The following is a 20,275-nucleotide window of genomic DNA, read 5'->3' as shown; positions in this document are numbered from 1 at the left end:
TATTTTGACCAGGAGCCGGCCAGCCCGATGAAGGCACCACGATGGATCGCCGTCAGCCAGAGTGCCTTCGAATGGGAGCGGGAGGCGCTCGACTTCGTGCGCGGCCTCTTGCCTGATTACACGCCCTGGCGCGCCTGGTCGAACTTCGAGTTCATTGACGACGAGGGCCGCGTCAATGAGGTGGATCTGCTCGTCCTGACGCCGGCAGGCCTGGTAATGGTCGAGATCAAGTCCCGTCCCGGAACCGTGCGCGGCGACGCTCACAGCTGGACCTGGATCACTGACGGCCGCCCAATCACGACCGACAACCCGCTCCCGCTGGCGAACCGTAAGGCCAAGCGGCTTTCCGCCGTCCTTCGCCGACAGGAGGCGTTGGCCGGCCGCGGGGTGCTACGCAGCGCAGCACCATGGGTCGAACCCCTCATCTTCCTCTCCGCGATCCGGCAACGGCCGGCGATCGATCCCGGCACCGACAAGCGGGTGGTTCTGCGGGGCAACCCGGGCGCGGCTGATGACCTCGGGATTATCGGCACCCTCCTCCGGGCCGACGAACTGGGTCTCGGCCGGCGAGGCCCAATCGACGCGGTGGCGGCAAAGGCGATCGGCCGCGCCATGGAGCAGGCCGGCATCCGGCCACCCGGGCGGGGGCGCCGCGTCGGCGACTACGAACTCGGCCAGTTGCTGACCGAAGGGGAGAACTACCAGGACTTTGCGGCCCGCCATGCCGCGACCGGGGTGGCCCGCCGCGTTCGGATCTACCCCTATGCGCGCGCCGCCTCGCCGGAAGCCCGGGACCGCCTGGCGCGCACGGCGCAGCGCGAGGCCCGGGTGCTGGAAGGCGTGGAGCACCAGGGCATCCAGCGCGTCCTAGACTACCGGGAGGCAGAGCTCGGCCCAGCACTGGTGTTCGAGCACGACCCCACCGCCTTGCGTCTTGACCGCTACCTCGCCCAGAAGCAGCAGACCCTCTCTCTGGCCCAGAGGCTGGCCCTGGTGCGCCAACTCGGCGAGGCAATGGCCTATGCGCACGGCAAGCGCCTCTACCACCGTGGCCTGGCGCCGCAGAACGTCCTGGTGCGCAACCCGGATGGCGATGCGCCACGGCTGCAGGTCACCAATTGGCAGGTCGCCAGCCGTGGTGAGGGCAGCACCGGCGGCATGGTCATGACCACCGGCACCCAGCACGTCGAGGATCACCTGTCCGATCCGGCAAAGCTCTACTTCGCGCCGGAGACCACCGCCGGCGGCGAGGACGGGACGGCGCAGGCCGATGTGTTCTCCCTAGGCGCCATCGCCTACCACATCTTCGCCGGGCGCCCTCCCGTGGACAGCCCGCTCGACCTGCCTGCGCTGCTACGCAAGGACGGCGGGCTCCGTCTTTCCGGTGCGGTGAACGGGGTCGGGCGGTGGCTGGAGGAGATGGTGCGCGCCGCCACCGCGCCGGTGGTACGGGACCGGCCGCGCGATGCGCGGGAATTCCTTGACTACCTGGCCGAGGCCGAACGGGAGGCCCTGCCGCCCGAGCCAGCACTGCCGCCGCTCGCCGACCCGGCCACGGCTGGGCCGGACGATCGGCTTGACGGTGGCTTCACCGTGATCAAGCGGCTCGGACGGGGTGGCAGTGCCGATGCTCTGCTGGTCCGGCGCGATGATGCCGATGAGGAGTTCGTGCTCAAGGTCGCGGTGGACGCCGCGCACGCCGATCGCGTGCGGGCCGAGGCCGAGGTGCTCCGCCGGCTGCACCACCAGAACATCGTCCGCTTCATCGGCGAAGCCACGGTGGCAGACCGGCCGACGATCCTCATGGAGCGCGCGGGTGACCGGACGCTGGCCCAATGGATCCGCGGCGGCGATCCGCTCTCGCTCGACCTGATGCGGCGCTTCGGCGAAAATTTGCTGTCCGCACTGGAGCATCTCGAACAGGAAGGCATCGCCCATCGCGACATCAAACCCGACAACATCGGCGTTGCCAAGGTCGCCGGCACTGGCGCCTACCGGCTCCTGCTGTTCGATTTCTCGCTGGCCCGCGTGCCGGCCGAGAACATCCAGGCCGGCACCAGGCCGTATCTCGATCCGTTCCTGGCCGACCGCCGCCCGCCGCGTTGGGATCTCCAGGCCGAACGCTACGCCGCCGCCGTCACGCTGCATGAGATGCTGGCCGGCGCACCGCCCACCTTCGGCGATGGCCTGACCGACCCGCTCGTCACCGAGGATGAGGCGGTCGCCGCCGTCGCCCGCTTCGATCCCGCGCTCCGGGATGGGCTGGCCGGCTTCTTTTCTCGTGCCCTGCGCCGCGACCCGGCCGAGCGCTTTGGCAATGCGGAAGAAATGCTGCGCGCGTGGCGGCACGCCTTTGCGCCGATGGAGCGCAGCGCGATCGCCGCGGACAGCATTGAGGTGCTGGCCCGCGGGCTCGACCGCGCTAGCAGCATCGCCGAGGTGGGCTATGGGGTCGAGGCGCGGGATGTGCTGGACCGCATGGGCATCCATACCGTCCACCAGCTTCTGGGCGTGCCACGCCTGCAATTCCGCTACCTCACCGGCGTCGGCGACCGGATCCGACGTGAGATCCGCGAGCGCGCCAAGCGGCTCGCCTTGCTCCGCCCTGACCTCGTTCCTGGTGGCACCACCGAGGATGACGGGGGCCGTGCCAGCATTGACCGGCTGGCCGAGCAACTGATTGCCCGCCGTCCCGCCGGCGACGAGAAGCCGGAGGACCGCATCCTCGCCCGCTACCTCGGGATCGAACCCGAGGACGCGCCACCCTGGCCGAATGCTGGCGAGGTGGCGATCGCCGTCGGCACCGCCCGTAGCAGCGTGGCCGATGCGCTGGAAGCCGCGCGGGACCGCTGGCACAAGAGCGCCGACCTCAACGCCGTCCGCGCCGACCTCGCCGGGCTGGTCCAGGCTGCCGGCGGCATTGCATCGGCCGAGGAAATGGCCGCCCAACTCCTCGGGGCCCGGGGCTCGGTGCAGGAGGACGAGGGGGAACGCCGACGCCGGGCCCGCGCCGTCCTGCGTGCCGCACTGGAGCTTGAGGCAGCTGTCACCCCGATCCGGTTTTCCGTCTTTGCCGAAGGCGGTCCCGCGCTCGTGGCCGCCTCGCCGGAACTGGCGGAATACGCCCGTCGCCTGGGCCGTGCCGCGGATCGGCTGGCGCAGGAGGACCCGCTGCCCAGCCCCGGGCGGGTCGAGGAAGAACTCGGTCTCGTCCCGGTGCCCGAAGGCGTCGGCCCCCTGCCGGCAGGCCGCCTGTTGAAGCTGGCTGCCGCTGCCTCCCACGGGGCGGCCCTGTCGACCCGGCTCGAACTCTACCCTCGTGACATGGCCCCGCTGGCGGCGCTGCGCCTGTCGCTCGGTGCGCTGGCCGGTGCCGCGGTGCTGCGCGAGGACGAATTGCGCGCCCGCGTGCGCGGCCGTTTCCCGGAGGCGGCGCCGCTCCCGCCGCGGCCTGCCCTCGATGCACTGCTGGAAGAGGCTGGCGCGGACCGGGAGTGGCGGACGCCGGCAGGCCGGGACGCGGGCTACTACGCGCGCACCGTCTCGGATACGGACACCGGCACCCTCAGCGTTCTCCGCCAAGCGACCACCGCGCCAGCCTCGGAGGCGACGCCCGAGGTGCTGGACGCGCGGGCGCTCGAAGACAAGCTCGCCTACGCCGCCCGCACCGGCGCCTTCCTGGCCCTCACCGTCGAGCCGCGCCGGACCCATGACGCCGAGGCCGAGCTGCTCCGCCGCTTTCCCCGAGAGGTAGTGAGCTTGGAGCGCCTCATGCTGCGCGCCATGCGCAGCGAAGCCGAAGCGCGGCGGGTCCTCTGGCCCAAGGCGCTCGCGGCGGATGCCGCCGCGCGGGACAGCGCGGATTTCAAGAACCTGTTGCGGCTCGCGGCGCGGGCGGCGCCGCGGGTGCGCGACGCGGTGCTAGCGCTCCGCACCCCCGCGCTGCTGACCCGCCCCGGCCTACTGGCGCGCTACGACCTGATGGAGATGCTGGTGGAGCTCTCCCAGGCGTCAGGCAGCGCCGGCGGTCCACCCAGCCTCTGGGTCCTAGTCTCGCAGCCGGACCCGCGGCGGCCCCAGGTGGACGGGGTGGTGCTGCCGGTGATCGCCCGTTCTAACTGGGCCCGGCTGACCGATCCCTGGCTTAATAACAAGCACCGGGCCGGCGGGCGAACCGCCGCCTGAGCCGCATTCATTTCCTTGCCGCATCGCATCTTACGCGCTACGTATTGCCATGATCCGGAGTTTTCGCGACAAGGCCACGGCGCTGGTCTTCCAGGGCGGCCTGCCGCGCGGCATGGCGCGGGACCTCGCCCTGGCGGCGCGGCGGAAGCTGGCGATGCTCGATGCGGCCGAACACCTGGACGACCTCCGCACGCCGCCGGGCAACCGCCTGGAGGCGCTGCGGGGCGACCGGGCGGGCCAGCATTCCATCCGGATCAACGCCCAATGGCGACTCGCCTTCATCTGGCGGGAAGACGGTGCCCATGCTGTCGAGATCGTGGACTACCATTGAGGAAGGCAGGGATATGGCGACATCAGGGCTGATCTCCCGCGACGACCTCGACGAGGGCCGCGTGGATCTCTCGGAGGAAGACAGCGGCGAACGCCTGTCGCCGGTCCATCCGGGCGAGGTGCTGCGACACGAGTTCCTTGGGCCGCTGGCCCTCACCGCCCATGCGCTGGCGCTAGCGCTGCGCGTGCCGGCGAACCGCATCACCACCATCCTCGCCGGCCAGCGTGCGGTCACTGCGGAGACGGCGCTCCGCCTGGCCCGCCACTTTGGGACCAGCCCGGGCTTCTGGCTCAACCTGCAGAAAGCCTATGAGCTGGAGGTCGCGGAACGCGAGGCCGGCGCCCGAATCCGCGCCGAGGTCTTGCCGCGCCCCGCACCCACGGCCTGACACCCGATCCGAGCCAGACACGACGAATATTCCGGGAGACGACGCGGCATCATGGTGGACGCGAAGCAGCTGCTGACCGACCTGAAAAGACTGCGGAGGCGGTTGGACGAGGACCTTCGCCAGCACCACCGGGACTCCCCCGGCCGCGCCGCGGTCCAGGTCGAGTGGCAGGCAGCCTTCGAGGCTCGGCGCACCGCTGACACCTTTGAGACCTTCTGGACCGCGGCGCTCGACCAAGCGGCGGTGCACTGGATCCTGGCCGTCGTCTTCCTGCGCTTCCTGGAGGACAACCGGCTGGTGGACCGGCCGCTGCTCTCTGGCCCTGGCGAGCGGCTGGAATTGGCGCAGCTTCGGCAGCGGGAGTTCTTCCGCGCCCGGCCGCAGGACAGCGACGCCGAATTCCTGCTGGAGACCTTCGCCGAGGCGGCGCGCCTGCCCGGCCTCGCTGGCCTCTATGACCCGGCGCACAATCCGCTGTTCCGCCTGCCGCTCTCGGGCGACGGGGCGATGGCGCTGCTGGCGTTCTTCCGTGACCGCGTGCCGGAGACGGGCGCGCTGCTGCACGAGTTCACCGATCCGGACTGGAGCACGCGCTTCCTCGGTGACCTCTACCAGGATCTGTCGGAGGATGCGCGCAAGCGCTTTGCCCTGTTGCAGACGCCGGACTTCGTGGAGGAGTGGATTTTGTCGCGCACGCTCGACCCGGCGATCCGGGAGTTCGGGTATGAGCACGTGACGATGATCGACCCGACCTGCGGCTCCGGGCACTTCCTGCTCGGCGGCTTCGCCCGGATACTGGCCGAGTGGCAGCGGCACGCACCAGACATGCCGCCGGCGGCGCAGGCGCAGCGCGCGCTGGATGCCGTCTCGGGCGTCGACTTGAACCCCTTCGCGGTCGAGATCGCACGCTTCCGGCTGCTGCTGGCGGCGGTGCGGGCGGCCGGGGAGACGCGGCTGGCGGCGGCAGCGGATTTCCGCTTCAGCCTCGCCGTGGGCGACAGCCTGTTCCACGGCACGCATTTCTTTCGTGCCGAATTGGGCGGCGCAGCCGAGGGCTTTGGGCGGCGGCGACGGCATCACTACACGGCCGAGGATACGGCGGCGCACGATGTCATCCTTGGCCGGCAGTACCACGCCGTGGTCGGCAACCCGCCCTACATCCAGCCGCCGGACGCGGCGATGCGCGATGCGTATCGTGAAATCTACGACAGTTGCCACATGAAATATGCTCTCGCCGCGCCCTTCACCGAGAGGTTCTTTGATCTTACACAGCAGGAATCTGACCGGGAACCAGCAGGGTTCGTCGGGCTGATTGTAGACAACAGCTTCATGAAACGGCAGTTCGGCAGCAGGCTGATCGAACGTGTTCTAGCCCGCTTGGACTTAACACATGTGGTAAATTGCTCTGGGGTGCCACTGCCGGGACACAACACGTCAACAGCGATCTTGTTCGGGCGGAACCGACCTCCAGTAAGTTCCGTGGTGCGGACGGTTCGCGGCATCAAGGGGGATCCTGATGCAGTTGCGGACCCTGCCCGTGGACAACTCTGGACTGCGATTTTGACGCAGACTGATCAAGCAAAATCTGAAAGCGCCTTCATCAGTACCGAAGATACACCGCGCGCGGTGCTGGCACGGCATCCGTGGAACATGGGGGGTGGAGGTGCTGCGGAGGTGCAGGAAGCGATTGAGCGCGATCGCCCCCTACTCGCCTCCCTAAGTCCCGAGATCGGGTTCGGCTGCATTATCAGTGAGGAAGAAGCGTTCATGATTGCGGGTCGCCGTGACGTGCCCCCGGGCACGGTGCCGGTACGCGACGCAATCATTGGAGAGGAAGTCCGCGACTGGTCCGCACGGTCGTCGGGAGCAATTTTGTTTCCTTATGATGGCGAGATCAATCTCACGGTGAGCGCGCGGACAAACGATGTCCTTTGGCCTTGGAAGGCGCTTCTGCTCGCCAGGCGTGACTTCGGGAATCGCAGCTATCGCGAGGTCGGGCGATCGTTCGCCGAGTACCACCAAATTCCAATTGAGCGAAATCGGACTCCTCTCACAATTACTTTCGGAGAGATCGCCACGCACAACCACTTTGTTCTCGATCGAGGTGGAAAAGTATTCAACCGTACCGCTCCAGTGATAAAACTGCCGCCACGCACCTCAGAAGACGCTCATCTTAGCTTATTAGGCTTGCTTAACTCTTCCATCGCTTGCTTCTGGCTGAAAGCGAGATGCAAGGACAAAGGCGGCGATCATGTCGGCACACAAGGCGCGCGCATCCAGAACACAAGTTGGGACGAACGTTATGCGTTCAATGCAACGAATGTAGGCCAGTTTCCTCTTGCATCGGAGCGCCCCGTCGATCTCGCTCGGACTCTCGACACCGAAGCGCAGCGCCTGTCGGCCAACCGTCCTGCCGCGCTCTGTGAGTACGCCGTCCCGAAGCGCGCCGCCCTCGACATTGCCCGTACCGAGATCAACGCTTCGCGGGCAAGGATGATAGCGTTGCAAGAGGAACTCGACTGGCGCTGCTACCGCCTTTACGGCCTGTGCGATGGCGCGCCGGAGCACCCGGCCCCGCCGCCGCTCCGCTTCGGCGAGCGCGCCTTCGAAATCGTCATGGCCCGCCGCATGTCGACCGGGGCGTTGGAATCGGCGTGGTTCACCCGCCACCGCTCGACCCCGATCACCGACCTCCCGGCGCATTGGCCGGAGGACTACCGTGCCATCGTCGAACGCCGCATCACGCTGATCGAGACCGATCCCACCATTGGCCTGATTGAGCGGCCCGAATACAAGCGCCGCTGGTCCATGGCCCCCTGGGAGGAGATGGAGCGCGACGCGCTTCGCCTCTGGCTGCTCGAGCGGCTGGAGGAGACGCGCTTCTGGCCCCGGGACGACCCGCGCCTAACCTCGACGCTCACCCTCGCGGATGCGGCCCGTCACGATGCCGATTTCCTGGCGGTCGCCGCGCTCTACGCCGGACACGCCACCTTCGACCTCGACGTGCTGGTGGCCGAGCTGGTGACGAAGGAAGCCGTGCCTTTCCTGGCCGCCCTCCGCTACGCCGAAGCCGGCCTGCGCAAGCGCGCCGATTGGGAAGCGACCTGGGAAAAGCAGCGCGCCGAAGACGCGATCGACGCCGACCTTGCCGGGCGCCGCGATGAATTTGTGCGCATCGCCTGGAGCCGCCTGAACCCAAAGGTCGAGGACGAGACCGCCGAAGCCTACGCCACCCGCATGTTAGCGGGCCTCGGCACCGAGGCCGTGCAGCAGGCCGCCGACCGCGACCTCGCCGCCGAGGGCAAGCGCCGCAAGCAGGAGGAAGTGGGTACCATTGCTGTGCCGCCAAAATACAAAACCGCCGATTTCCTGTCACAGGACTTCTGGCGGCTGCGCGGTGGGCTCGACGTGCCGAAGGAGCGCTTCCTCTCCTTCCCACATTGCGCCCGCGACGCCGATGCCAGCCTGCCGGTGCTTTGGGCCGGCCACGACCACCTGGCGCGCGCCAAGGCCATCGCCGGCTGGTATGTGGAGCGCAAGGACGTGGATGGCTGGGCCGCACCGCGCCTCGCGCCGCTGCTGGCCGGGCTGCTCGAACTCGTGCCCTGGCTGCGGCAATGGCACAATGCCATCGATCCAGAAACCGGGCTGCGCATGGGTGAGTATTTTGCCGAGTTCGTGGGCGACGAAGCTCGTAGCCTCGGCCTGACGCTGGCCGAACTGCGCGCCTGGACGCCGCCGGCGCCGACGCGACGGCCGCGGGGCCGGAGGGCCGCAGCATGAGCGATGCACGCCCGCTGCTGCGCGACCTGATCCATATCCCGGAGCGGGTCCAGACCAACGACTTCGTCCTGAAGCTGTCGGAGGGGGTCACCGAGGCCGGGGCCGCCGCCACCATCGCCAGCTATGTGGTGACGCCGCAGCTTGCCGTCGCCTTCGACCAGGCGCTCGGCTTCATCCAGGGCGCGATTGAGGGACGGCGGAGCGCGGCCTGTTACCTTCACGGCTCCTTCGGCTCGGGCAAGAGCCACTTCATGGCGGTGCTGAACCTGCTACTGGCCGGGCACCCCAAGGCGCGCGGCGTGCCCGAACTGGCGGAGGCTGTCACCACGCATGACCGCTGGCTGGCTGGCAAGCGGTTCCTGATGGTGCCCTTCCACATGATCGGCGCCCGCGATGTGGAGAGCGCCATCCTCGGTGGCTATGCCGAGCATGTGCGCCGTACCCACCCCAACGCGCCGACACCCGGCTTCTACCTCGGGGAACGTCTGTTCGACGATGCACGGGGATTGCGGACCCGGTTGGGCGATACCGCTTTCTTCGCACAGTTGAACACCAACACGACAGAGGACGGCGACGGCTGGGGCGAGCTTAGCGCGGCCTGGGACGCCGCCGCCTTCGAGGCAGCCGTGCTGGAGCCACCGGAAGGCGAGGAGCGGCAGCGGCTAGTCGGCGACCTGATCAGCACCTTCTTCAGCAGCTATGCCGATGTAGCGGCATCCCGCGGCGAGGCCTTTGTCGACCTTGATGCCGGCCTGGCGATCATGAGCCGGCATGCGCAGGCACTCGGCTATGACGCGGTGGTGCTGTTCCTCGACGAGCTGATCCTCTGGCTGGCGACCCGGGCGGCGGATGTGAACTTCGTCTCCTCGGAAGGGGCAAAGCTGTCGAAGCTGGTGGAGGCGCAGAACGCCAACCGGCCAATCCCGATCATCTCCTTCGTGGCGCGACAGCGCGACCTGCGCGAGCTGGTCGGCGAGCACCAGGCGGGGGCGCTGCAACTCCAGTTCGCCGACACCTTGAAATACTGGGAAGCGCGCTTCGACAAGGTCACGCTGGAAGACCGCAACCTGCCGGTGATCGCCGAGCGGCGCCTGCTTCGGCCAACCTCGGAGACAGCGAAGCAGGAACTGGACGCGGCCTTCCAGGAGTTTGCCGGCCGCCGGCGCGATGTGTTGGAGACGCTGCTGGGTTCGGATGGCGAGCGGGCGCTGTTCCGCATGACCTACCCGTTCAGCCCGGCGCTGGTGCAGGCGCTGGTCGCCGCCTCCTCGGTGCTGCAACGCGAGCGGACGGCGCTCAAGCTCATGCTGACGCTACTGGTCAAGCGGCGCGAGGAATTGCGGCTGGGCAGTTTGATCCCGGTGGGCGACCTCTGGGACGAGATCGCAACCGGTGACCAGCCGTTTTCCGACGGCATGCGGATCCAGTTCGACAACGCGAAGAAACTCTGGACCCAGAAGCTGCTGCCGCTGCTGGAGCAGGTACACGGGATCACTTGGCAGGAGCTGCGGGAGGAGCGGGCCGACCTGCAACTGGCGCGGCATTTCGAGAATGATGCGCGACTGTTGAAGACGCTGCTGCTCGCTGCCCTGGTGCCGGAGGTGCCGGCACTCCGGGCGTTGACGGCGCCGCGGCTCGCCGCCCTGAACCATGGCTCGGTGATCTCGCCGGTGGCCGGGCGCGAGGGCGGCCTGGTGCTGCAGAAGCTGCGCGGCTGGGCGGCACGGGTCGGCGAAATTCGCATCAGCGATGATCAGGTGCCGACTGTATCGCTGCAAATTACCGGTGTCGATATCGAGCCGATCCTGGCCAATGCGGCGCAATACGACAACGATGGCACCCGGCGCAGCCGCCTGCAGAAAATTCTGTTCGAGGCGCTCGGACTTCCGGCCGACAGCTCGCTGCTCGGCACCCAGCCCTTCGTGCAGTATGAGCATCCCTGGCGGGGCACCAGCCGGCCGGTGGATCTGTATTTCGAGGCGGTCAAGGAAATCCCCTACGACCGGCTGCGGGGGCGTCCCGGGGCACCGGTGCTGGTGCTGGGGATGCCGTTTGACTCCAAGGGCTGGTCGCCGGTTGATCATCTGGCCCATGCCATGAACTTCAATGACGACGCCGCGTCGGGCGGGGTGGTCTGGCAGCCCTCCTATCTCAGCGACCGCGCGATGCGGGATCTGGGCACGCTGGTACGGATCGACTTCCTCCTCGCTGGCACCGGCGACCGGCTCGCTGAGGCAGCGCGGATGCTGTCGGCGAGCGACCGCGAGCAGGCCCGGGCGGTGCTGAAGAGCCAGCAGAGCGCGTTGCACCAGCGGCTGCGTTCCTGCCTGGAAGCCGGTTACGGCATTCGGCCAGATACCGATGGGTGCATTGGCACCTCGGTTCCGGCTGAGGACCGGCTGGTGTCGCTCGACACGTTCCGCCCTCAGATGCCGGTCGGTGCGACCATGAAAGACGCGGTGTCGGCCCTGCTCGATCGCCTGTTCGAGTATCGCTTCCCCGCACATCCGGCGTTTGAGCAGGAGGTGCGGAGCGCCACGCTCCGGCGGGTGCTGGAGCGCGTCCAGGCTGCGGCACAGCAACCGGAGCAGCGACTCCACATTGAGGAGCGCGCCGATCGCCAGCACCTCGCCGCACTGGCGGGGCCGCTGAAGCTGGGCACCATGGGACAAACCCACTTCGTGTTGTCCAACCACTGGGCCGAGCACTTCGCACGGATGCATGCGCAAGCCGGCGGTGGTGGACCGCTGACGGTCGCGCGGCTGCGGAGCTGGATGGATCAACCGCGGCCCATGGGGCTGACGCCGGACGTCCAGAACCTGGTCGTGCTGGCTTTCGCCGCCCAGGCCGACCGGACACTCCTGCGCAACGGCGCGCCGACCCAGGCGTCGATCGAGCGGATCGACGAGGCGGTGGAGTTGCGGGAGCAGCCGCTGCCCGATGAGACCACCTGGGCGCGGGCCCGGACGCGCGCCGGTACGCTGTTCGGCCTGGCCCCCGGTGAGGTGCGGAAGGGCGCAACGGTCGCCAGGCTCGCCGCCGAACTGGCCGGAAAGGCCGCCGAGCAGCGACCCGTCCTCATCGGACTTGCGCAGGAGCTGAACTCCCGTACCGAGGCCTTTGGCGTGCCCACGGCCGCGGCGCGGCTGGTGACCCTGCGGTCGGCGCAAACATTGCTGGCCGATCTCGCCGGTGGAGGCGACGCCCTGGCCACGGTGACGGCCCTCGCCGACGCGACGCTGGCCACGAGTGAGGCGGCGGTTGGCCGTTGCCTCGGTTCAGCTGCCGATCTGCGGAACGCCTTGGTCACCGCGCCATGGGACATCATCGGGACCGCCGCTGGCCTGTCCGACCAGCGACGTGCCGCTGCCGAGGGGTTGCGCCTGCGGGTGGCGGATGCCCTGGAGGCCGACGAGCACGCCATCGCGCTCAAGCCGGTGCTGCGCGACGCCCAGACGCGGGCGTCGCGCCTGTTGGCTGAGACGGTTCAACACCCGCCGACGCCACAACCCCCATTGCCGCCGCCTGAGCCCCCGCCCCCGCCCCCACCACCCGGGGAAGAGGTCGTCGAGGAGCGGCAGACGCTGGCGCTGGAGGGCAGCGATGCCACCGCGCTGCTGGAGACCCTGCGGGTCCGCGTCGCGGCCACCCCAGGCGCCAGGCTGACGCTCGGGTGGCGCCTCACCCGGCGGAAGGGCGGAGGGGATGCGTGAGCCCCCTGCTCGCCCCCGACATTCCGCAGATCGAGCGGGCCCTGGATGGGTTGCTGGACCGCAATGCGGCGGCGCGGGTGCTGGGCATGCGCTCGCCGACCCGGCGCAATTGGCCGGAGGTCATCGAGTACCGCGGTCGGCGCTTTCGTCTGGCCTGGTGCACCTCCGAACTTGAGGTAAGGGAGTGCCTGGACGCGGTGGATGCCGAAGGTGCGGAGGGTCTGGTGGTGCTCACGCCGCTCGATGCCACGCGCCTCGGCCACGATGTCGCCGCGCGGTTGCCGCGCGGGCGACTGGAGCAGAGCGACCGCTGGGCCGCGCTGCGCGCCGCCTTTCGGGCCCGCGACGTGGATCCGCGCCTGCGGGCGCATCGCTGGCTGGCGGATGTCCTGCTGGAGCGCGCCCCAGCGGCGGCATACCCACCACCCGCCGGCGGCATGCTCGACCTGGAGGCGGCCTGGCGGGCCCTGCTGGAACAGGTGCTTGGCCTGCCGGAGGGGCGTGCCGATGCGGCGGCGCTGCTGTCCTGGAGCCTGGACCTGGCCGGGCTGGTGCGCTTCGCCAGCCTGCCCGATGAGGCACGTCAGGCAGTGGCCAACCGCCTGGCCGATACCGGCGGCACCGGCGCAGGGCTGGTACTGGCCGCGGCCGCGGCCGGCCGTGGCACCGATGCCCTGCCTGTTGGCCTGGTGTGCGGGGTGATCTTCGGTGAAGTGGAGCCACGCGCGACCCTCCGCGACGCCGCGGTGCGACTTGAGCCGCTGGTCGGCGGCACCCGGGTAGAACCCGTCGCCGGACGGGCCCTCGCCGACGCGGCGCGGCGGGTCCTGGCACGGCTTGCGGCATCCGATCCCGCCATGGCGCGCGCCGTCCAGCTGCGGGCCGCCGCCCTGCTCACAGAGGTCCGTGCCGACGGAGAGGCCGCGCTGAGCCCGGCGCTCGACCTGGGTCTCGACGCCCGCATGGGCGAGGCGGCGGCCGCCCTGGCCCGGACGGCCACCTCCCATAGCGGTGACGACGCGAAGCGGGCCTGGGATCTGGTGCAGTGGGCTGCCGCCCATGATCGGGCCGAGGACCACCGCGCCCGCTTGGACCGGCTGCTGCTGGCGGCGCGCCTGGCTCGCTGGCTCACGCTCCGACGGCCAGCGGCACCCCGGAGCATGGCGGAGCTTGCTACCGCCTATGCCGGCGACAGCGGCTTCGCCGACCGCGCACGCCATGCGCTGCGGGCGGGGGACGCCCTCCCGGAGGTCGCGGCTGCCTATGCCCGGCTGCGTGAGGAAGCCACGACGCACCGCGAGGAGGAGAACCGCCTCTTCGCTGCGGCGCTCCGCGACTGGAATGCGACTGGCGCGCTGGGAAGCAACCCGCTGCCGGTGGAAAAGCTCCTGGAGACCGTCATTGCCCCGCTGGCCCACGAGGTGCCCGTCCTGGTCCTCGTGCTCGATGGCCTGAGCTTTGCAGTCTGGCGGGCCCTGGCGGACACCGTGGCGCGGCTGGGTTGGGTGGAATTCTGTCCGCGCGGCGGTACCGTGCTGTCAGCGACCGCTGCGGTCCTGCCCAGCGTGACCGAGGTGTCCCGCACGAGCCTGCTGTGTGGCAGGCTTACACGAGGCGACCAGTCCACCGAGCGGGTCGGCTTTGCGGCACACCCGGAACTGGTGGCCGCTTCCGGGGCCCGCCGGCCGCCGCGCCTGTTTCACAAAGCCGACCTTGGCCCGGGCCCCGAATTGGAGGTGCTGGTCCGCGATGCCGTGGCCGATCCCCAGCAGCGGGTGGTCGGAGTGGTCCACAATGCCGTGGATGCACAACTCGCCGGCTCCGACCAGATCGAGTTGGCATGGTCCGCCGAAGGCTTGCGGCAGGTGGCGGCGCTGCTCCGCGTCGCCCGCGATGCCGGCCGCGTCGTTGTGGTGACCGGCGACCACGGTCATGTCGTCGAGGAAGGAACCACGCTCACGGCAGGCGGCACAGGCGACCGCTGGCGCGCCAGCGGGGTCGCCGGAGAGCGCGAAGTCGCGCTCGCAGGAGGGCGTGTCCTCTCCCCCGAGGGAGGACAGACGATGGTGGCCGCCTGGAGCGAACGGATCCGCTATGCGGCGCGGCGCGGCGGCTACCATGGCGGCGCGAGCCCTCAGGAGGTTCTGATTCCACTTGCCGTCCTGGGCGCCGGCCAACCCCCGCCCGGCTGGGACATGGCGCCACCGGCCGAACCGGCCTGGTGGCGCGGCGTGGCGGAGGAGAGTCCGGCGGCCGGTCTGGTCACGTCCGACCTCCCCTTTGGCGCGGTGCCATCGCGCCGGCGGGCCGTCGACGCCCGGCAGCCGGAACTTTTTGCCCCGGTGCCGCTGCCCGTGGCGGCCGACAGCGCAACGGGCAGCACCGCCACTACGATCCCCTCCTGGATCGCGGCCTTGCTCGCCTCCGACGCCTACACGACGCAACGGCGATTGGCGGGCCGTGGCGCTCCCGCCGATGACCATGTGCAGGCGCTGCTCTGCGCACTTGCGGCGCGGGGCGGGAGGCTCTCGCGCGCCGGCCTGGCGCAGGCGCTATCGGCGCCGGTGCTGCGGGTCAGCGGGCTGGTCAGCGCGGTGCGGCGCGTGCTTAACCTGGATCAGGCCCAGGTGCTGACCACCGACAGCGAGGACATCGTGCTCGACGAGCGCCTGCTTCGGGTGCAATTCCGCCTGGGGGACAGCCGGTGATCGGCCCGCAACGGCGATCCGCGATCCTGGATGCGCTCCGCCGCGGCACCGTGCCGCGTGAAGGTCTGGCCGCCTTCGCCGTGGGCATGGAGCGCTTCGAGGCGGCCGTCGATCTTGATCTCGCGGCGGTCGCGTCTGGTCGTGGGGGCTTCAAGGCCATCCGAGGCGAATATGGTTCGGGCAAGACCTTCTTTGCGCGCTGGTTGCAGGAGCGTGCCCGTGCCGCCGGCTTTGCGACCGCCGAGGTCCAGGTCTCGGAGACGGAGACGCCGCTGCACCGCTGGGAGGCAGTCTACCGCCGGCTGGTCGAGCGCCTCGCCACCTCCGATATCCCCGACGGGGCGCTGCGCCCGGCCGTGGATGCTTGGTTCTACACCCTGGAAGAAGACGTCCTGGCCGAGAGCCGCATCGATGCGGCCGATGGTGCCGCCCTCGCGGCCGCGACCGAGGCGCTGATGGAACGACGCCTCGCCGAAATCGGCCGCACGGCGCCGGCCTTCTCGGCGGTCCTGCGGGCCTATCGGCGCGCGCTGCTGGCCGAAGACGCCGCCCTCGCCGAAGGGCTGATCGCCTGGTTGGGCGGGCAACCGAATGTGGCCGCCGCCGTCAAGCGGGCGGCCGGCGTCAAGGGCGACCTCGACCCCTTCGGCGCCATGCACTTTCTGGCCGGGCTGCTGACCATCCTGCGCGACAGTGGCCGGGCCGGGTTGGTCCTGGTGCTCGACGAAGCCGAGACGCTGCAGCGCATGCGGGCCGACACCCGGGAGAAGGGGCTGAATGCCCTGCGGCAGTTGCTCGATGAGATCGACGCCGGGCGCTTCCCCGGACTCTATCTCGTGGTGACCGGCACGGCTGCCTTTTTCGAGGGGCCGCAGGGCGTCCAGCGCCTGCCACCGCTTGCACAACGCCTGCATACCGACTTCGGGACGGATGTCCGGTTTGACAATCCGCGGGCCGTCCAGGTCCGTCTCCAGGGCTTCGACCTCGCTGCCCTGGCTGCCGCCGGCGCGAAGGTGCGGGATCTGTTCGCCGATCAGGCCGGCGACAGCGGGCGCCTCCGGTCGGTGGTCGATGACACCTACCTCGCGGACCTGGCCCAGGGCGTCGCCGGCCGCCTCGGCGGCAAGGCCGGGGTCGCGCCGCGACTGTACCTCCGGAAGCTGGTTGCCGATGTGCTGGACCGCGTCGACCAGTTTCCCGACTTCGATCCGCGGCGCCACTATGCTCCGACCATCGATGCGCGCGAAATGAGTGCGGCGGAACGTGCGGCGGCCGGCGCCGCCTCGGTGGACGACGTCGAGCTGGACACGTGACCGCCTTCGAGGCGCTGCACCCGGCACTGCGCTACCACGTTGTCAACACGCTCGGCTGGGCCGAACTGCGACCAACCCAGCGCGACGCCATTTCGCCGATCCTGGCCGGACAGGATGTGCTGCTGCTTGCCCCGACAGCCGGGGGCAAGACGGAGGCGGCCTTCCTGCCGCTGCTGTCGCGCATCGCGTCCGAGGGGGGGCATGGCCTGTCAGCGTTGTACGTCTGTCCGCTCAAGGCCCTGCTCAACAACCTGGAGCCCCGGCTGCAGCGCTATGCTTCCTTCGTCGGCCTGCGGGCAGGCCTCTGGCACGGCGATATCGGCGATGCGGCGCGCCGCCGCATGCTGCGGGATCCTCCGGAGATCCTGCTGACCACGCCAGAATCGATCGAAGCGATCATGATCTCGACCCGGATCGACCACGCGGCCCTTTTTGGCAGCGTGCGGGCCGTGGTGATCGACGAACTTCACGCCTTTGCCGGTGACGATCGCGGCTGGCACCTTCTTTTTCTCCTTGCTCGGCTAGAGCAGCTGGCGCAGCGCCGGATCCAACGGATCGGGCTATCGGCGACGGTAGGGAACCCGGAGGATCTGCTGGCATGGCTCGCACCAGGGCGTGACGGCCGGGTGGTCGGCCCGGCCAAGCCCCCCTCGGATGGCGACGTCACTGCGGATTACGTTGGTTCGGTCGCCAATGCCGTGACGGTGCTGTCGCGCCTCCACCGCGGGGAACGGCGGCTGGTGTTTGCCGACAGCCGGTCGCGGGTGGAGAACATCGCCGGTGGGCTGCGGGCCGCGGGGGTCCGAACCTTCGTCTCCCATGCCTCCCTGTCGGTGGACGAGCGCCGCCAGGCCGAGGCGGCCTTCACGGCGGAACCGGACTGCGCCATCGTGGCGACCTCCACCCTGGAACTCGGGCTCGACGTCGGTGACCTCGACCGCGTGGTGCAAGTGGGTGCGCCGCCGTCGGTCGCCTCGTTCCTGCAGCGAATGGGCCGCACCGGACGCCGGTCGGGAACAACGCGCAACTGCCTGTTCCTCACGACCGACGATGACGAGTTGCTGGCCGCCCTGGCAATCATCACCCTCTGGCGCGAAGGAACGGTTGAGCCCGTCGTGGCACCCGCCCTGCCTGCGCACATCTACGCCCAGCAGGTAATGGCACTTGCCCTGCAGGAGCGTGGTATCTATCGACACGACATCGACACATGGCTCGGCGACGCCGTCAGTGCGGTCCCGGCACCGGTCCGCGCGGCGGTCCTCGAGCACATGCTGCAGGGTGATATCCTGGCCGAGGACGCCAGCCTGCTCGGCCTTGGCGCCCGGGGAGAGCGGGAGTTCGGCCGTCGGCATTTCGGCGATCTCGTCGCGGCCTTCAGCAGCCCACTTCTGCTGATGGTTCATCATGGCCAAGCGGAGATCGGAACCGTGCACCCGGCGAGCCTGGCGCGTCGAGCGGGGGACACAGCGACCACCCTGCTGCTGGGCGGGCGCAGCTGGAAGGTCACGGATGTCGATTGGCCGCATCGGCGTGTTTCGGTTGTTCCCGCCGAAGGCGGCGGCCGGTCGCGGTGGCTCGGCGCCACTCGCACCCGCCCCTACACCATCTGCCAAGCAGCAGAACGGATCGTTGCTGGGGTTGCGCCGGCGTGCCAGCTTTCCCGGCGGGCGGTCGAACGATTGGCCTTCATCCGCGATGGTCTTGCGTTCGTCGATGGGAACTCCCTTCCCCTGGTGTCCGACGGAGCAGGGCGCACGACTGCGTGGTTGTTTGCCGGTGGCCTCGCCTCCGCGTCGATCGCCCATGGGCTGGCTGAAAACGGCATAGCGACAGCGGGCTGGGACGATGTGTCGGTGACGACGCGAACCGACGACGCGGGGACCCTGCACGACGTACTGTCCAAGCTGGACCCGGCCACTGCACGTCCGGCTCTACCCGAGGATCTAGGCGCCGCGCTCAAATTTGGTCTCTGCCTGCCGCCCCAGGTGGCCGAGGCGGTCATCGGTGCCCGCACTTCCGTTCCTGATATAGTGACGAAAGCCCTATCGCGGACTTGGCGGCTCATCAGGGCGCCGGAGCGGGGTGAGAAAGCACGTGGGTAGGTCCCTTTTGGCACTGAGCGGCCGTTGGGAATACGCAGACAACCTGAGGAGTAGGGTGTGATGGAGCGATCGGAGAGTGTATTCGGCGAGGAATTTCTGGCGGCCAGCACGTACCCCTCTGAGCCAACGCGCTAGGCGCCGAATTGCCGCATGGCACCCCGGCACGAACCTTCAGGCAGCAGGATGCCCACGCTCGCGCCGAGTGCCGATCAAGAGAGCCGGCTCAAAGCCCCCGTGCGCTCGATTTTGGTCATAGACCTGAAGAGGCAGGTCAGCTTTCGGCATCCAAACGCGGCCCACCTCGACCGCTGCCGACACCGGCAGTACCGGGAAGATAGAGATGACGGCGTCCTCACCGTGGGCGGCTTTAATCTCGTCGAACAGCATGCGGACCAGGCGGCGAAACTCCTGCAGATCTTCAGGCCGCCGCATGACATCATTGCCAGGCTGCTCCGCCGCGATCGCCCAGACGGCGGCGCGTGGCCCTAGCGCCACCGTGATCCGCTCTTCTGTGACGGTGGCGCTCAGCGCCAACACCAATGCCGGCAGGCCGGTTCTCTCGGCCGGTCGCCGGACAGAGTAGGAGATGGGTTGTCCATCGCGCGCCCAGCGCCAGCCGCTCGGCTCGCGATGCAGTTGCCTCACCTCCATCAGCGCTATGTCGCAGAGCAGGGTGCCGAGTTCGATGAGCAGCGGCTGTGGTGCCAGCGCAAACACGCTGAGATGGTTAATCTCGCGCCTTGCCAGCCGATCCCTCACCTGAGTGCCAAACCACTCATGCAGGACCCGCCGCTGGATCGACCAGTAGTCCGCTTCGTAATCGGTGAACGGGCTGCCGAGCAACTCGATGGCAATAGGACGCCCGCCCGCGGGATAGCGCTCCGGCATCATGTCACGCGCGATTCTGTCAAAGGAGAGCGGAGCTTCGTGCCTACCGATGTTGGCGCCATAGATCAAGACATGGGAGGCACGCTCCTCGCTGATCGCCGTCTGGATCTGAATGCGCTCCTCGTGTGCGGCCTTCATCGCGAGCAGCACTTCCTCCGGATGCGCGAGCAACTCATCAACATCGACTACCTTGTGATGAGTGCCGCAGAGAAGCATCACGTTGCGGATATCATCCGCGAGCTCGTGCGATCTGACGGGGTCGCCGCGCGGGCCATTCGGCGCGTCGGCGACGATGTGAGCAACGAAGCCGAACCTCCCGCTGCGATTGCCGGCCAGGAGATCGCCTAGGAGAATCCGATTACACCCCGGGTACTGGCAGCGGCCCGCGGCCCTGACCCAAATTTCGAACACAGTTCTCTCACGCAGCTTGTTGCTACGGCCACGGCGAGATCCATTCGTGGGAGGTTTCGCCATGCGGCGTGAAGCGGTCATAGTCTCAACCTCCTGTGGTGAATAAGGGCAGGCGGCCGCGCCTGCGTTCCGTGCGGCGTGGCGAGGCTGTGCGCCCCTCGGCCGGGTGCTGTCCACCGCCCTTCCAATCATCTGAATGCAGCCAGTCCTCGAAGTAGAATAGCCAGAGCGCGGTCCAGGGGACGATCGTCTGGTCCAAGCGCATCCAGGATTCCCATTCCCCCGACCCCGGCAGATAGAGGCAGAGACGTGTTGGTGATTGGTCATAGACGTGCGGCAACCGTACCCCTCCGCCGAGGGCCGCCTACCGGGATCGGTCTGAACCTGCCTTCTGATCTTACGGGCGTTCTTTCGAGCGCCGTTAAGGGCAGCGGGTGGGGTGCGGAATGGAGA

The 20,275-nt window shown here is 68.9% G+C and carries 9 protein-coding genes; 8 read left to right on the top strand and 1 reads right to left on the bottom strand.

Annotated elements, in window-relative coordinates; all coding sequences use genetic code 11:
- Positions 1-27: 27 nt before the first annotated feature.
- The 8 genes from pglW (at position 28) to E2C06_RS18040 (ending at position 18,523) form a co-directional block, all read left to right on the top strand.
- Entirely contained in the window at positions 28-4,185 is a 4,158-nt protein-coding gene (gene pglW / locus E2C06_RS18075) for a BREX system serine/threonine kinase PglW (RefSeq protein ID WP_165982469.1), read from the top strand.
- Positions 4,186-4,234: 49 nt separating this feature from the next.
- Positions 4,235-4,516, top strand: a complete 282-nt coding sequence (locus E2C06_RS18070) for a type II toxin-antitoxin system RelE/ParE family toxin (protein ID WP_133290016.1) — start codon at positions 4,235-4,237, stop codon at positions 4,514-4,516.
- Positions 4,517-4,529: 13 nt separating this feature from the next.
- Positions 4,530-4,904, top strand: coding sequence for a HigA family addiction module antitoxin (locus E2C06_RS18065; RefSeq protein ID WP_133290015.1), 375 nt, complete (start codon positions 4,530-4,532; stop codon positions 4,902-4,904).
- A 51-nt stretch (positions 4,905-4,955) separates the two neighbouring features.
- Positions 4,956-8,687, top strand: coding sequence for a BREX-2 system adenine-specific DNA-methyltransferase PglX (gene pglX / locus E2C06_RS18060; protein WP_133290014.1), 3,732 nt, complete (start codon positions 4,956-4,958; stop codon positions 8,685-8,687).
- Between the two features lie 377 nt (positions 8,688-9,064).
- A complete protein-coding gene (locus E2C06_RS18055) occupies positions 9,065-12,400 on the top strand; it encodes a phage resistance protein (RefSeq protein WP_133290013.1) in 3,336 nt (1,111 codons plus the stop codon).
- Entirely contained in the window at positions 12,397-15,108 is a 2,712-nt protein-coding gene (gene pglZ / locus E2C06_RS18050) for a BREX-2 system phosphatase PglZ (protein WP_133290012.1), read from the top strand. The genes E2C06_RS18055 and pglZ overlap by 4 nt, the downstream gene beginning before the upstream one ends.
- Complete coding sequence (gene brxD, locus E2C06_RS18045; protein WP_133290011.1) at positions 15,105-16,421, top strand: BREX system ATP-binding protein BrxD; 1,317 nt, start codon at positions 15,105-15,107, stop codon at positions 16,419-16,421. Before pglZ ends, brxD begins: the two co-directional genes overlap by 4 nt.
- Entirely contained in the window at positions 16,418-18,523 is a 2,106-nt protein-coding gene (locus tag E2C06_RS18040; RefSeq protein WP_133290010.1) for a DEAD/DEAH box helicase, read from the top strand. Before brxD ends, E2C06_RS18040 begins: the two co-directional genes overlap by 4 nt.
- 171 nt (positions 18,524-18,694) lie before the next feature.
- Here E2C06_RS18040 and E2C06_RS18035 read toward each other — a convergent pair whose 3' ends face one another.
- Positions 18,695-19,903 carry an SAVED domain-containing protein gene (locus E2C06_RS18035; RefSeq protein WP_241671346.1) on the bottom strand — a complete coding sequence of 403 codons (1,209 nt, stop codon included), beginning with the start codon at positions 19,901-19,903 and terminating at the stop codon, positions 18,695-18,697.
- Positions 19,904-20,275 lie beyond the last annotated feature (372 nt).

This window comes from Dankookia rubra (assembly GCF_004355005.1).
Taxonomy (GTDB): domain Bacteria; phylum Pseudomonadota; class Alphaproteobacteria; order Acetobacterales; family Acetobacteraceae; genus Paracraurococcus; species Paracraurococcus ruber_A.
Note: the sequence above shows the minus strand (reverse complement) of the source record. Positions and strands in the feature narration are given on the sequence as shown.

Bases quoted from the DNA above. Each gene is read 5' to 3' on its own strand.
- pglW (WP_165982469.1), top strand. From the start codon at position 28: ATGAAGGCACCACGATGGATCGCCGTCAGCCAGAGTGCCTTCGAATGG.
- E2C06_RS18070 (WP_133290016.1), top strand. From the start codon at position 4,235: ATGATCCGGAGTTTTCGCGACAAGGCCACGGCGCTGGTCTTCCAGGGC.
- E2C06_RS18065 (WP_133290015.1), top strand. From the start codon at position 4,530: ATGGCGACATCAGGGCTGATCTCCCGCGACGACCTCGACGAGGGCCGC.
- pglX (WP_133290014.1), top strand. From the start codon at position 4,956: ATGGTGGACGCGAAGCAGCTGCTGACCGACCTGAAAAGACTGCGGAGG.
- E2C06_RS18055 (WP_133290013.1), top strand. From the start codon at position 9,065: ATGATCGGCGCCCGCGATGTGGAGAGCGCCATCCTCGGTGGCTATGCC.
- E2C06_RS18035 (WP_241671346.1), bottom strand. From the start codon at position 19,903: ATGACCGCTTCACGCCGCATGGCGAAACCTCCCACGAATGGATCTCGC.